The 14,045-nt window shown below is 53.1% G+C and carries 12 protein-coding genes; 2 read left to right on the top strand and 10 right to left on the bottom strand.

Features of this window, described 5'->3' with window-relative positions; genetic code table 11:
- Positions 1-104: 104 nt before the first annotated feature.
- From nqrM to NFC81_RS06005, 8 genes are all read right to left on the bottom strand, one after another.
- Positions 105-329 carry a (Na+)-NQR maturation NqrM gene (nqrM, locus tag NFC81_RS06040; RefSeq protein WP_304996630.1) on the bottom strand — a complete coding sequence of 75 codons (225 nt, stop codon included), beginning with the start codon at positions 327-329 and terminating at the stop codon, positions 105-107.
- 4 nt (positions 330-333) lie between these two features.
- Positions 334-1,362, bottom strand: a complete 1,029-nt coding sequence (locus NFC81_RS06035; RefSeq protein ID WP_304996629.1) for an FAD:protein FMN transferase — start codon at positions 1,360-1,362, stop codon at positions 334-336.
- Positions 1,363-1,472: 110 nt separating this feature from the next.
- A complete protein-coding gene (gene nqrF, locus NFC81_RS06030) occupies positions 1,473-2,699 on the bottom strand; it encodes an NADH:ubiquinone reductase (Na(+)-transporting) subunit F (protein ID WP_304996628.1) in 1,227 nt (408 codons plus the stop codon).
- Between the two features lie 15 nt (positions 2,700-2,714).
- Positions 2,715-3,329 carry an NADH:ubiquinone reductase (Na(+)-transporting) subunit E gene (gene nqrE, locus NFC81_RS06025; RefSeq protein WP_304996627.1) on the bottom strand — a complete coding sequence of 205 codons (615 nt, stop codon included), beginning with the start codon at positions 3,327-3,329 and terminating at the stop codon, positions 2,715-2,717.
- Position 3,330: 1 nt separating this feature from the next.
- Positions 3,331-3,993, bottom strand: a complete 663-nt coding sequence (locus NFC81_RS06020; RefSeq protein WP_304996626.1) for an NADH:ubiquinone reductase (Na(+)-transporting) subunit D — start codon at positions 3,991-3,993, stop codon at positions 3,331-3,333.
- Between the two features lie 2 nt (positions 3,994-3,995).
- A complete protein-coding gene (locus NFC81_RS06015; RefSeq protein ID WP_304996625.1) occupies positions 3,996-4,778 on the bottom strand; it encodes a Na(+)-translocating NADH-quinone reductase subunit C in 783 nt (260 codons plus the stop codon).
- Positions 4,765-5,973, bottom strand: coding sequence for an NADH:ubiquinone reductase (Na(+)-transporting) subunit B (locus tag NFC81_RS06010; protein ID WP_304996624.1), 1,209 nt, complete (start codon positions 5,971-5,973; stop codon positions 4,765-4,767). Before NFC81_RS06010 ends, NFC81_RS06015 begins: the two co-directional genes overlap by 14 nt.
- 2 nt (positions 5,974-5,975) lie before the next feature.
- A complete protein-coding gene (locus tag NFC81_RS06005) occupies positions 5,976-7,313 on the bottom strand; it encodes a Na(+)-translocating NADH-quinone reductase subunit A (protein WP_304996623.1) in 1,338 nt (445 codons plus the stop codon).
- 347 nt (positions 7,314-7,660) lie between these two features.
- Between NFC81_RS06005 and mfd the strand changes: the two genes are divergently transcribed.
- Both mfd and NFC81_RS05995 read left to right on the top strand, forming a co-directional pair.
- Positions 7,661-11,110, top strand: a complete 3,450-nt coding sequence (gene mfd / locus NFC81_RS06000; protein ID WP_304996622.1) for a transcription-repair coupling factor — start codon at positions 7,661-7,663, stop codon at positions 11,108-11,110.
- Complete coding sequence (locus tag NFC81_RS05995; RefSeq protein ID WP_304996621.1) at positions 11,107-11,973, top strand: CsiV family protein; 867 nt, start codon at positions 11,107-11,109, stop codon at positions 11,971-11,973. The genes mfd and NFC81_RS05995 overlap by 4 nt, the downstream gene beginning before the upstream one ends.
- Before the next feature lie 39 nt (positions 11,974-12,012).
- Here the strand turns inward: NFC81_RS05995 and NFC81_RS05990 are convergent, their stop codons facing one another.
- Both NFC81_RS05990 and NFC81_RS05985 read right to left on the bottom strand, forming a co-directional pair.
- Positions 12,013-12,768 (bottom strand): S-methyl-5'-thioinosine phosphorylase, encoded by a 756-nt coding sequence (locus NFC81_RS05990; protein WP_304996620.1) that lies wholly within the window; start codon positions 12,766-12,768, stop codon positions 12,013-12,015.
- A 65-nt stretch (positions 12,769-12,833) separates the two neighbouring features.
- On the bottom strand, positions 12,834-14,033 hold the full coding sequence (locus NFC81_RS05985; protein ID WP_304996619.1) for a GGDEF domain-containing protein: 1,200 nt from the start codon (positions 14,031-14,033) through the stop codon (positions 12,834-12,836).
- Positions 14,034-14,045 lie beyond the last annotated feature (12 nt).

The raw sequence follows: 14,045 nt of genomic DNA, 5'->3' as shown, positions 1-14,045 counted from the left end.
CTCGAATTATTTAGGTGGGAAGTTTGCGGGTATAAATACCCGCCCTACAGCTCTCACCTGTTTTTACTGCGCCGTATCCGCGATACTCTCTACGCGCTCTTAACCTATTTTTTGGTCGCGTCGTAAAACTCGCTCTGTGCGCCCTTTATTTCGTCGTCAGCGTCACATTTCTCCGGGTCGCCGCCACAGATCTCGCACTTGCCCTCAATACCGACAGCCGCCAAGCCACCGCAACTACCCGCAATAGGCTTACGTCCAAAGATCACACCCACTGCCATGGCCATTACCACCAACAGCATAAAAACGAAAACGGTTATAAACAGTGTCATACTTCTATTCTCCTGCGCTCATTAAACGCGTGAACTCACCTGTCATGTATTCGACAAACTCGCCAGCGACCCGCTCGATCAAATAGATCGATAGGCCATATGTATCAGCGAGCACACGAGCCTGTTCAGGCCCTACAGACACCAAGGCCGTTGCCCATGCATCCGCCAACATGGCATTCTCTGCCATCACTGACACTGACACCATGTTGTGTCTCACCGGATAACCGGTACGTGGATCAATGGTGTGAGAGTAACGCACCCCATCGACTTCGAAATAGTTACGATAATCACCGCTGGTTACCAGCGCCGCATCATCAAAAAACTCAAGCACACGGTAGGCACTGCGCGCTATGCCCTCTTCCGGCGTTTCGATACCTACGCGCCACGGCGAACCATCAGGCTTAGCACCCGAGATACGCATATCCCCGCCGAGCTCGACGAGAAAACTATTATAACCTAATGAACGCAAATATTCCGCGACCACATCGGCGCCGTAACCTTTAGCGATAGCTGACAGATCCAGCTCGCGCGGCGCGGTCTTGCGCAACGCTGGCGGGTCCATGCGTACTTCGACGGCCTCCCAGCCTAACAAATCCATGGCTTGTGCCAATTCGACTTCAGTCGGCACTTCTTCCGGCCGATCCAGTGGACCAAAACCCCAGATATTCACCAGCGGCAAAATAGTCGGCTCGAAGGCTCCGCGTGATTTTTCAGCAACATCCAAGGCAGCAGCCACGACCGTCGCGACATCGGCTGATACGGAAACCCAAGTATCTACCGGCGCCTGGTTAAACAAGGATATATCTGACCTTGGTTCATAGGTTGACATGGTATCAACCACCCGCGCCAACTGACGCTGCACACCAATTTCGATACGTAATCTTTCACTGGCAGGTGCATATACAATAACGGAGTACGACGTTCCCATGGTGCTGCCGGACAAGCGAACGGGTTCCGTAATAGTCCCGCGATCACAACCGACGAGCACCGTCAGTGCAATCAGCAGCAGTGGAACAAATAGGTATTGGCGCATGTAAATCGGTTGCTCCAATGAAAATGAAAAAACCCACCGCAGCAGATGGCTGCCGAGGCGGGCTATATACGTTGGCTACGGTATGTAGCCACGAGTGCGGCGCTAATTAATTAACCGCCAAAGTCGTCAAGCAGGATGTTGTCGTCTTCCACACCCAAGTCTTTCAACATCTTGATACAGGCGGCGTTCATCATTGGCGGACCACACATATAGTACTCAACGTCTTCCGGCGCTTCATGATCACGCAGGTAGTTTTCGTACAATACGTTATGGATAAAGCCCGTCTTGCCTGTCCAATTATCTTCAGGCAAGGCATCACTCAACGCCAAATGCCACTCAAAGTTCTCATTCTCGGCGGCCAGCTTGTCGAATTCCTCGACGTAGAATGCTTCACGCAAAGAACGCGCACCGTACCAGAAAGAAATCTTACGCTTAGACTTCAAGCGCAGCAGCTGGTCAAAGATGTGCGAACGCATAGGCGCCATACCAGCACCACCGCCAATGAACACCATTTCAGCGTCGGTGTCTTTCGCGAAGAACTCACCAAAAGGCCCGTAGATGGCCATCTTATCGCCCGGCTTCAGGCTAAACACATAAGAAGACATCTGCCCTGGCGGGAAGTCTGTGCCCGGCGGTGGTGATGCAATACGAATATTGAATTTCACCAATCCACGCTCTTCCGGGTAGTTCGCCATTGAATAAGCACGGATAACCGTCTCATCCACTTTAGACACGTATTTGAAGACGCCGAACTTGTCCCAGTCGCCACGGTACTCTTCTTCGATATCAAAATCAGAGTATTTCACCGTATGCGGCGGCGCTTCCAGCTGCACGTAACCACCGGCACGGAAGTCAACGTTCTCGCCTTCTGGCAATTTCAGTGTCAGTTCCTTGATGAAGGTCGCCACGTTCGGGTTAGAGACAACGTCGCATTCCCAACGCTTAACACCGAAGAACTCAGGTTCAACCTCGATCTTCATGTTTTGCTTAACCGGCACCTGACACGCCAGACGCCAGCCCGCTTTCAACTCACCTTTGGTGAAGGCTGAAGCCTCGGTAGGCAGGGCTTCACCACCACCTTCCATAACGATGCAGCGGCACTGTGCGCATGAACCACCACCACCACAGGCAGAACTCAGGAAAATCCCGTTCTCCGCCAACGTGTTGAGCAGCTTGCCGCCCGCTTCGGTGGTGATTGCTTTGTCGTGATCTTCGTTGATCTCGATGCTTACTTCGCCAGAATTAACCAGCTGCGAACGCGCACCCAAAATCACACCGACCAACAGCAGTACGGCAATGATGAAGACGGCGACGCCCAGAATAATTTCTAAAGCCATTATGTTGCTCCCTATTTACAGCTGTACGCCAGAGAATGACATAAAGCCCAGAGACATCAGACCTACCGTGATAAAGGTAATACCCAAACCACGCAGACCCTTTGGTACGTCACTGTACTTCATCTTTTCGCGGATACCGGCCAATGCAGCAATGGCTAAAGCCCAGCCCACACCAGCACCCACACCATACACCACAGACTCAGAGAAGCTGTAGTCGCGCTCAACCATGAACAATGATGCACCCAAGATGGCACAGTTCACGGTAATCAACGGCAAGAACACACCCAGCGCGTTGTACAACGCCGGTACGTACTTATCGAGGAACATCTCGATGATCTGTACGATGGCCGCGATAACGCCGATGTACGTCAGGTAACCCAGGAAGCTCAGGTCAACACTGGCCAGATCAGGACTGATCCACGCCAATGCGCCCTCACGCAACACACCGTTAAAGATCAGGTTGTTCACTGGTACAGTGATCAACTGAACAACGATAACGGCAATACCCAAGCCAATAGCAGCATCTACCTTCTTAGAGATAGCGATGAACGTACACATGCCCAAGAAGAAGGCCAGTGCCATGTTCTCAACGAATATGGCTTTGATAAACAGACTGATTAAGGCTTCCATGTTACAGGGCCTCCTTGTTCATGTTGGGCTTGATCTTGAACTCAGACTCTTCAACTTGATCTGACTTCCACTCACGCAGCACCCAAATTAAGAAACCAATGATAAAGAACGCGCTCGGCGGCAACAGCATCATACCGTTTGCCACGTACCAGCCGCCTTCAGAGGCTAACGGCAGGACTTCCAGACCAAACAATTTTCCGGCACCGAACAATTCGCGGAAAAACGCCACCAGGATCAAAACCACGGAATAGCCTAAGCCATTGCCGATACCGTCAAGGAACGCCAAACCCGGAGGGTTTTGCATGGCGTAGGCTTCCGCCCGACCCATAACGATACAGTTGGTGATGATCAAACCCACGAACACCGACAATTGCTTAGAAATATCATAAGCCACGGCTTTCAGGATCTGGTCTACCACGATAACCAAGGAGGCAATGATGGTCATCTGCACGATGATACGGATACTTGAAGGTATCTGACTGCGGATGACCGCAATAAACAGGTTGGAAAACGCACACACTGTGGTCAGTGCGATACACATAACCAAGGCCACATTCATGCTGGTCGTTACCGCCAAGGCAGAACAGATGCCCAGCATCTGCAAGCCGATGGGGTTTTCGTTGAACAACGGGTTCAACAACGCCTTTTTTGCTTTAGGTGACATGATTAAGCCTCCCCTGCTTGCAGATTATCAAGGAATGGTCGGAAACCATCACGGCCCAGCCAGAAACGGATCATACCGTCTACACCACGACTGGTCAGTGTTGCGCCAGACAGCCCATCGATGTAGTGGTCACGCTCAAAGTCGTTTGACCGCTCTGCCTGACCGCGACGCACACTCAAAGCGAGATCGTCGTTGGCATCAAAGACCTTGCGGCCGATCCACTGCTGCTGCCAGCGTGGGTTATCAATCTCACCACCCAGGCCCGGTGTTTCAGCGTGCTCGTAGAAACCCAAACCGGTCACGGTATTAAGATCACCTTCGAGCGCCAAGAAACCGTACATGGTCGACCACAGACCATAGCCACGCACTGGTAAAATCAGCGTTTCAATACCGTCATCAGCACCGCGCACGATGTAAACCAAGGAATAGTCTTCCAAGCGACGAATACCCGCCATGTCGGCATCTGGTGTCAGACGACGTGACAATTCAGGATCTTGCGCTGCTTTACGCTGGTCGAACTCATCAGGGTTGATGTGATCAGCAAACTGACCCGTGGCCAGCTCGATCACGCGTGTCTCGATGATTTCAAATTGCTCTGCTACAGAGCGACCGGTATCCAGCATACCTGCTGCAGCCAGGATATTACGTTTCATATCCTCGACCACGTTTTGCTGCTGCATAGGGCGCAACGATACAGCTGCGGCCGATACCACGATAGCGCACACCAAGCAGACCAGGAAGGCCACCAGCAAGGTGTGTTGAATAGAGTCTTTACGCTTGGACACGAGCAGCCCTCCGCTTAATGTTACCTTTCACGACGTAGTAGTCGATGAGCGGTGCAAATAGGTTGGCGAACAGAATGGCGAGCATGATGCCTTCCGGGAAAGCCGGGTTAACCACGCGAATCAACACGGTCATGACCCCGATCAGGGCACCAAACCAGTATTTACCGGCGTTGGTCATGGACGCAGAAATGGGGTCCGTGGCCATAAACATCATACCGAAGGCGAAGCCACCGATGACCAAATGCCAGTACCAAGGCAGTTCAAGCAAAGGATTGGTTTCGGAACCAATAAAGTTGAACAGGGTCGACATCAAAATCATGCCGATCATGACACCGGCGACGATACGCCAGTTGGCGATACCCATCACCAACAACACAGCGCCACCCAGCAACACCAGCAGGGTCGAGGTTTCGCCCATTGAACCCTGAATCGTGCCGAAGAACGCATCAAACCAAGTGATGTTATTGGCCAGAATCTCGTTCACGCCACCTTCTTGCGCCATGCTTAACGGCGTCGCACCGCTGTAGCCGTCAACGGCGGTCCATACTTCATTACCCGACATGCTGGCTGGGTAAGCAAAGTACAAGAAAGCACGACCCGTCAAGGCCGGGTTCAAGAAGTTCTTGCCGGTACCACCGAACACTTCTTTACCAACGACCACGCCGAAAGTAATACCCAAAGCAACCTGCCACAGAGGGATGGTTGGCGGGCATATCAAGGCAAACAATACCGAGGTTACAAAGAAGCCTTCATTCACTTCGTGCTTACGCACGGCAGCGAACGCCACTTCCCAGAAACCACCGACCAAGAAGGTCACCGCATACACGGGCACAAAATACCAAAAGCCGTACCAGAAATTATCCCAAATACTCTCAGGATTATTGCCTGCCAACAGGCTGATGAAATAGTCGCGCCAGCCGGCAGACATTTCCAAACCACCCGCAATCGCAGTATTGGCCTGATAACCAATGTTCCACATACCGAAGAACATGGCCGGGAAGGTACACAACCACACCGTGATCATGATGCGTTTCAAGTCCATACCGTCGCGCACGTGTGCCGTGGTGGCGGTTACCTTACTGGGCATGTACAAAGCCGTATCAACCGCTTCGTACAACGCATAGAACTTGTTTAATTTACCGCCTGGCTCAAAGTGGTGCTCCACTTTGTCCAACATATTTCTTAAAGCCTTCATGCTTAACCCTCCTGCTCTATTCGCGTGAGGTTCTCACGCAGAATCGGGCCGTATTCGTATTTGCCAGCACACACAAAGGTACACAACGCCAGATCTTCTTCATCCAGCTCTAACGCACCCAGTTGTTCGGCTTGATCCAGATCGCCCACTGCCAATGCGCGCAGCAATTGGGTTGGCAAAATATCCAAAGGCATGATTTTCTCGAACTGACCGAGCGGCAACATGGCGCGTTCAGAGCCATTCGTGGTGGTATTGAAGTCAAACTTCTTACCGCCCAACAGCTTGGACACATAGATATTCAGTACAGAGAAACGATTCACCCCAGCACGCAGGTAATGGAACATCAGGCGCTCACGGCCTTCTTCCAAAACACTCACTTGATTGTGGTAGCGTCCTAAGAAGCCGACTTCAGCGAAGGTCGCCCGACCACCCCAAACAGAGCCGGAAATCAGGCGATTCTCACCTTCTGCCAACTCGCCATCGGTCAACTCCGCCAGGTTTGCACCCAAAACAGTTTTGATCAAACGAGGGGTTTTGACTTTAGGGCCACCCAGTGCAACCACACGATCAACACTCAGCTTACCCGTGGTGAACAATTTAGCGATGGCAATAACGTCCTGATAGCCCACCGTCCATACGGTTTTCTTCGCCGAAACCGGCTCCAGAAAATGGATGTGAGTACCCACATTACCCGCAGGATGAACACCATCAAACTCTGCAACGGTAACGCCTTCAGGCACATCAACCGATGCCCCAGGCTTCTTCGTCAGATAGGTTTTGCCTTCGGTCAGCTTGGTCAAAATAGTGAGACCCTGCTTAAAGGCTTCGGCTTCAGCTGCAATAATTACGGTCGGATCAGCGGCCAGCGGATTAGTATCCATCGCACTGACAAAAATCGCCGCTGGCACCGCGTCTGGGGCTGGCACCTTGCTGAAAGGGCGGGTGCGCAAAGCAGTCCACAGGCCACTCTTCAGCAGGTTATCAACAATGTTTTCACGCGTCAGCGTATTTAAGGCAGCGGCATCGTACTGTGCAAACTGTTCTGCCTCGTCACCTTTAACCTCGATGACCAATGACTGGAATACACGACGATTACCACGATTAATGGCCTTCACCACACCAGCAGCGGGTGCAGTATAGGTCACACCCTCTGTCTTCTTGTCAGCGAATACAGGTTGGCCGAGTTTTACGACGTCACCTTCTTTCACTAGCATGGTGGGTTTCATACCGGGGTAATCGTACCCGACGAGCGCAACGGTTTTCACCGGCTTGCCTTGCTCGAGGGTTTGTGTGGGATCACCAGTTATAGGAAGGTCTAAGCCTTTTTTGATTGTGATCATAGTTATGCCCGTTAGTGAATGTAAAACGGTGCCGGAAGGATTCAACGACAGATCCATCCCGGAAATTCTGATTGGTTTCAGGAAACAATACGGCCTTGACCCCCACCATTTCTAGCAAGGTTAGCAACAATATTTCCCACCCGAAAATTGCGCGTAAGTATAATGGTGTGAGCCACCTTTTGCTACAGATGACCCTGCTAAATTAGGCCAACATTACAGGTGAGATTCATTCTCACTTAAGGCCGCGCCAATTAGTGCGCATCCGGCTCGCGCCTGTTAGAATCCGCCGCTTGCTAAATGCCGTAGGCATCAGGCCAACTCGAAATTCGTCAAACAGGATTCTTTACGTGCACATCTCTTTGCCTACCCAAGCCAGTGACCGTCGTCGCTGGGGCCCACTCCCGGCGAGCGCCGATGCATGGGCTTTGGCGCAGATCATCGCCAGCCACCCCGGCCAAGTACTGGTATTAGGCACCGAAGCCAGCGAGCTGCAGCGCCTAATGCAAGAATCACAACTGTTTTTACCGCTCGGCACGGCAGACAACCATTGGCTGCCGGACTGGGAGATGCTGCCATACGACAATTTTTCGCCGCATCAAGACATCATCTCCGACCGAATTTCAACGCTCTATCGCCTACAGCAGGGGCAAACGCAGCCCATTTTCACTACTCTGGCCAGTGCTTTGCACCGACTACCACCCAGCCAATACGTGCAACGCACAGCGTTGATGGTGTCGGTGGGCGACCGTTTGGATCTCGATGCTTTACGCCTACGCTTAACGAACGCTGGCTATCAATCTGTCAGTACCGTCGCTGAGCACGGCGAATTCACTCTGCGCGGCGGCCTCATCGACGTCTTTCCCATGGGGGCTGATGCCCCGCTTAGACTGGAATTGTTTGACGACGAAATTGAATCGATCCGGGTGTTCGATCCCGAGTCGCAGCGCACGCGCAAGCCCATTGAACACTTCGAATTGCTGCCCGGCCGAGAATTTCCGCTTGATGAAGCAGGTATAGCACAGTTTCGCGCGGCCTTCCGCGAAATGTTTGATGTCGATACCCGGCGCTGCCCACTGTATCAAGATATGTCTAACGGGCTCACACCAGCGGGCATTGAATTCTATTTAGCCCTGTTCTTTCCAGAGCTGAGCACCCTGTTCGACTATCTACCCAGCAACACGCTGGTGATTACCGTGGGTGACATGGTCGCGGAAGCCGAGCATTTTCTGAATGACGTCAAGGCGCGCTATGAAAACCGTCGTCATGATGTTACCCGTCCGGTGCTTGCACCCGAACTGATTTACTTGCGCGCTGACGAAGCGTTTGCGGCGCTCAAAAACTACCCGCAAGTCGCTCTGACCCAACACACAGTGGACGGTGCAGGGGCGCTCGACCTAGGCTTCGTACCGACCGAAAACTATTTAGTGGATCACCGCGCTGCGGAGCCCATGCAGGCCGTAGAGGCCATGTTGATGGAAACCTCGCGCCGGGTTTTATTTTGTGCCGACTCTCAGGGCCGCCGTGAAAGCATACTGGAACTACTGCAGGGCATTCGGGTAAAAGCACCCGTCTTTGACCGCATTGCAGACTTTATCGACAGCGACGCCACCATTGGCATTACCGTTGCACCGCTGGCTAAAGGCATCGAATTTCCGGCCGCCAACCTTCGCCTGCTCAGCGAAAGTCAGTTGTTTGGCGAACAGACCGTCACCATGGCCCAGCGCCGTGCGCGCTCAGAGGCCAGCAATGCAGAGCTACTGATCCGCAACCTGACCGAACTGAAGCCTGGCCAACCGGTGGTTCACCTCGACCACGGTGTCGGTCGCTATCTGGGCTTAGAGACGTTGCAGGTCGATGGCCAGTCTAATGAATTTCTTATGCTCGAATACGCCGACAACGCCAAGTTGTACGTGCCTGTGACGAGCCTGCATTTGATCAGTCGCTACTCAGCAGGCGAAGAGAGCCACGCTCCTGTGCACAAGCTCGGCACCGACCGCTGGAGTGTTGCCAAGCGCAAAGCCGCCGAAAAAATTCGCGACACCGCGGCCGAGTTGCTGGACATCTATGCACAGCGTGAGGCCAGAACCGGGTACTCGTTTCCACCACCGAATGAAGACTATCGACGCTTCGCCGCCAGCTTTCCCTTTGAAGAAACAGAAGACCAATCGGTCGCCATTAACGCCGTCTTGCAAGACATGATGCGCGCCCAGCCGATGGACCGACTGGTCTGTGGTGATGTCGGCTTTGGAAAAACTGAAGTGGCCATGCGTGCGGCCTTCTTGGCCGCCCACGCGGGTAAACAGGTCGCCGTTTTAGTACCCACCACCTTGCTCGCACAACAGCACTATGAAAGTTTCGTCGATCGCTTTGCCGACTGGCCCATTCGCGTGGAAAGCCTGTCGCGCTTTCGCACGGGCAAAGAGACCGATGCCGTGTTGGCAGGTCTGGAATCGGGCCGTGTGGATATCGTTATCGCCACGCATAAACTCTTGTCAAAGGACGTCAAATTCAAAGACCTCGGATTGTTGATCATTGACGAGGAACACCGGTTCGGCGTGCAGCAAAAAGAACGCATCAAAGCATTGCGTGCGGACGTCGACATTCTCGCCATGACGGCCACACCGATACCGCGCACACTGAACATGGCGATGTCGAACATCCGTGACTTGTCGATCATTGCCACACCACCAGCACGACGTCTGTCGGTAAAGACCTTTGTCCGCGAGCGCGATACTGCACAGATTAAAGAAGCCATTTATCGTGAGCTGCTGCGCGGCGGTCAGGTGTATTTCCTGCACAATGAAGTCAAAGACATTGATCGCATTGCCGAGGAAATCACCACTAACGTGCCAGAGGCGCGGGTTACCATTGGTCACGGACAGATGCGTGAGCGCGATCTTGAGCGTGTCATGTCGGACTTCTATCACAAGCGCTACAACGTACTGGTGTGTACCACCATCATAGAAACCGGCATCGACGTACCGTCGGCCAACACCATCATCATTGATCGGGCAGACAAGTTCGGTTTGGCGCAATTGCATCAGTTGCGTGGTCGGGTCGGTCGCTCCCACCATCAGGCCTATGCTTACCTGATGACACCGCCCTGGAAAGCCCTAACCGGTGATGCACAAAAACGCTTGGAAGCCATCTCGGAAGCCCAAGATTTGGGCGCTGGCTTTATGCTGGCAACCCACGACTTAGAGATTCGCGGGGCGGGAGAACTCCTGGGTGAGGAACAAAGCGGCCATATCGAGTCCATTGGCTTTACCCTGTATATGGAAATGCTCGAACAAGCCGTGAAGTCGCTAAAATCGGGCAAGGTACCAAACGTCAGCCTCGACAATGTGCATCATGTCGAAGTGAACTTGAACATCCCAACGCTTATTCCCGACGACTATATCCCAGACGTTAACAGTCGTCTGACGCTCTACAAACGCATTGCCAGCGCCGATGACGATGCGGCACTCAATGAACTAAAAGTGGAAATGATTGATCGATTCGGACTCCTGCCTGAGCCTTTAAAGAATCTTTTCAAGGTTACGGCACTGCGACACAAGCTCGAAGACATGGGAATTGCTAAAATCACCGCTGGCTCGGTCGGCGGCCAGGTTGAATTTGCCGCACAAACCAAGGTAAACCCCATGACCATCGTACAATTGGTACAAACCATGTCGATGACGTATCAAATGAAACAAGGTGATAGACTGAACTTCACGTTGGCTTCCGATACCGCCGAACAGCGTTTCGCGGTAGTGACAGAAGTCTTGGAACGACTGAGCAAAGAGTTGCAACCATGAAAACATTGATCTTCGGCCTAGCGGGTTTACTGCTGTTCAGTGCCTACAGCACCGCACAGTCGGTCGACAACCCTAACGCCGGGCGCTGGTATCAAGTGGAAATCATTCTGTTCAGTCAGCCATCACGGGCTGGCGACAATGAAATCTGGCCAGATTTTCCGCTCCTGAATTACATGCAAGAAGCCGTGCGTTTAACGCCACCCGAATTTATGCCGACGCAATCAGCTTCGAGCAGCGACAGCCCACCACCCATGCCGCTGCGCTGGCCTGAAGTGGACTTAACCACCGGCCAGGAAAAGCCCTTTGTACTAGTCCCTGAAGTGCTGTTACAAATGACCGATGCTGCGCGGGCCATTAATGGTCGGGGTGGTCGGCAGGTGATCGCGCATAAAGCCTGGAATATGCCGGTATGGGGCGAAGAAGAACGCACCATCATACGCATACAGGGTGGTGAGAAGTTCGGCAATCATTTTGAACTGGATGGTTTCTTTGCCGTGCATGTCGGCCGTTTTCTGCACGTCGAAACGGATTTGTACCACAGTCAGTACGTACTTACTGATGAACCCCTAGGCCAGTTCTTTCGCCAAACCACCCCTACTCTGACGCCGGACAGCAGTGATGGTCTGAGCTGGGACGGATTCAGTGAGATGGACCACGCCAACGCTTTGGATCAAGAAGCGCGGCGGATCTTTCCGCTACGCCAACGCGAATACTATGTGCCAACGAAGAGTGTGCACTTGGCTGAGCGACGCCGTATGGCCAGTGGAGAGATTCACTACCTAGACAGCCCAAATCTGGGCATGGTGATTCAGTTTACTCCCTATGTGCCAGCCGAAGTGTCTACCCTGAATGTAGGGTCTTAACTTCGGCCAGCCACAAAACCATCCGACTTGATGACGAACTCAGTCTTCGTAGAAGAGTCGGATGGCTTGCGCGATCACATCACGCACATCGGTCATGCCTGCATCCAACGCCGTCTGAATTTCTTTCAGCGTGATCACTGAATTGCTCTTACCTGCCGCCGGGTTGACCACCAGCGCCAAGGAAGCGTAGTTCAACTGCAGTTCGCGCGCCAACGCGGCTTCCGGCATCCCGGTCATGCCCACGATGTCACAGCCGTCTCGCTCCATACGGACGATTTCAGCCGCAGTTTCCAAACGAGGCCCTTGAGTCACGCCGTAAACCGCGCCATTGACGATCGACTTACCGGCGTGGTGAGCCGCTTGGGCCAACAAGTCACGCAGACTTTCCGAATACGGAAACGACAAGTCCACATGCTTAACGGCTTCCAGGTCGCCCTGATAATAGGTGTGGATGCGCCCCCATGTGTAATCAATAATCTGATCAGGCAACACCAACGCCCGAGTAGGCATGGCGTCTATCGCAATACTGCCGACCGCATTGACCGATACAATATCGGTGGCATATAGCTTTTGCAGTGCCCACATATTGGCGCGATAGTTAACTTGATGGGGCGGGATGCGATGCGGGTGACCATGGCGCGCCAGAAAAAGCACACGATAACCGGCCATTTCTCCTTCTAGAATAGGGGCAGACGTGGACCCATAAGGCGTTTGTACGTCATGGGCGGAGATCACCTGCAACTGCTTGGGCTCCGTCAGCCCGGTGCCACCAATAATGGCGATGGTTTTAGTCATACTCAATTCTCCTGCTTGCAGCAGTATATATTTTAGGACAGACGCAGTAGCTCAGCTTCCCTCGCCTACTTCGCGATTTTAACGCAGTTCCGACCGGCTTTCTTGGCACTGTAGAGCGCTTCATCGGCGCGCTTTAACAGCGCTTCCGGTTCTTCTTTAGGCTGGCGTAATGCACAACCCAAGCTGATCGTAATATTCACCTTTTGCGTACCCGACGCCTTACCCCGTTGCGCCTTACCGTCCTTTTTACTATCGGGGCGATCGTCACGGCGCAAGGTCAACGGATAGTTCTCGACACGTTGCCGCACGTCTTCGAGCTTTTCCGCAATAGCATCAGCACGATTATGGCTGAATACCAGCGTAAATTCTTCTCCACCATAACGATAAGCCGATAGGCCTTTCACGTCTGCCAGGATACTGCCCAGCAACCGCAATACCTGATCACCCACCTCATGGCCCCACGTATCGTTAAACTGCTTGAAGTGATCCACATCAAGCATACAGATAGCAGAACGTCGCCCCAAACGACTGAGATGCCCTTCCAGTGCCCGCCGCTGTGGCAGCTGCGTCAGCTCATCAACATACGCCAACCGCAGCATTTCATACGCCAGCGTGAGCAACAAACTCAGGCCTGCAGCCAAGGTAACCCAGCCGGATGCGTTCACTCGATCAATCAGCGCATAAAAAAGCATAACCGCGAGCCAGACCGCAAAACACCCCCAAACAGTGGCTCGGTACCGACGCACACTGACCAAGGCCAGCCATATGAACAGTATCACGCTCTGCCACCACAGGTGCCCCCACGTCAGGAACCACCCTGCTTGTGGTCGTGCCAGCATAAACTCCGGCAAGTCGATCAACAACAACCAAGCGACCAAGGGCGCGTCGGTCATTGCCACCGGCAAGAAAAAACAGGCAAATAAGAGCAACACACCGGGTACCGATGAGGCCGTAGGCAGCGGAATTACCGCCAGCAGCAACATGAACACTGACACCAACAACGGGAGGAGCATATAGAGCGCCGCCACATCCGGCTCTGACAAGGGTCGTTGCAGGCCAATTTGTGCCGCCCAATAATGACCCGCCAACAGCGCCAGCCAATACAACCATTGCCATTGCCGCATCAAGCCAGCCAGCAACCCTACCAACGCCATAATAACGAACGGCGTTGCCGGAAATGGCACAGACGTATGAAACTCGTGTTGCGGCCAAAACACCTGCAGCGCCGCCAAAGCGAAAATTGGCAACAGTATCAGTAAAGGCAAGCAGTGCTCTCC

Source organism: Salinispirillum sp. LH 10-3-1 (assembly GCF_030643825.1).
Classification (GTDB): Bacteria; Pseudomonadota; Gammaproteobacteria; order Pseudomonadales; family Natronospirillaceae; genus Salinispirillum.
The sequence above is the reverse complement of the archived record's forward strand: the minus strand, read 5'-3'. Positions and strand labels throughout refer to the sequence as shown.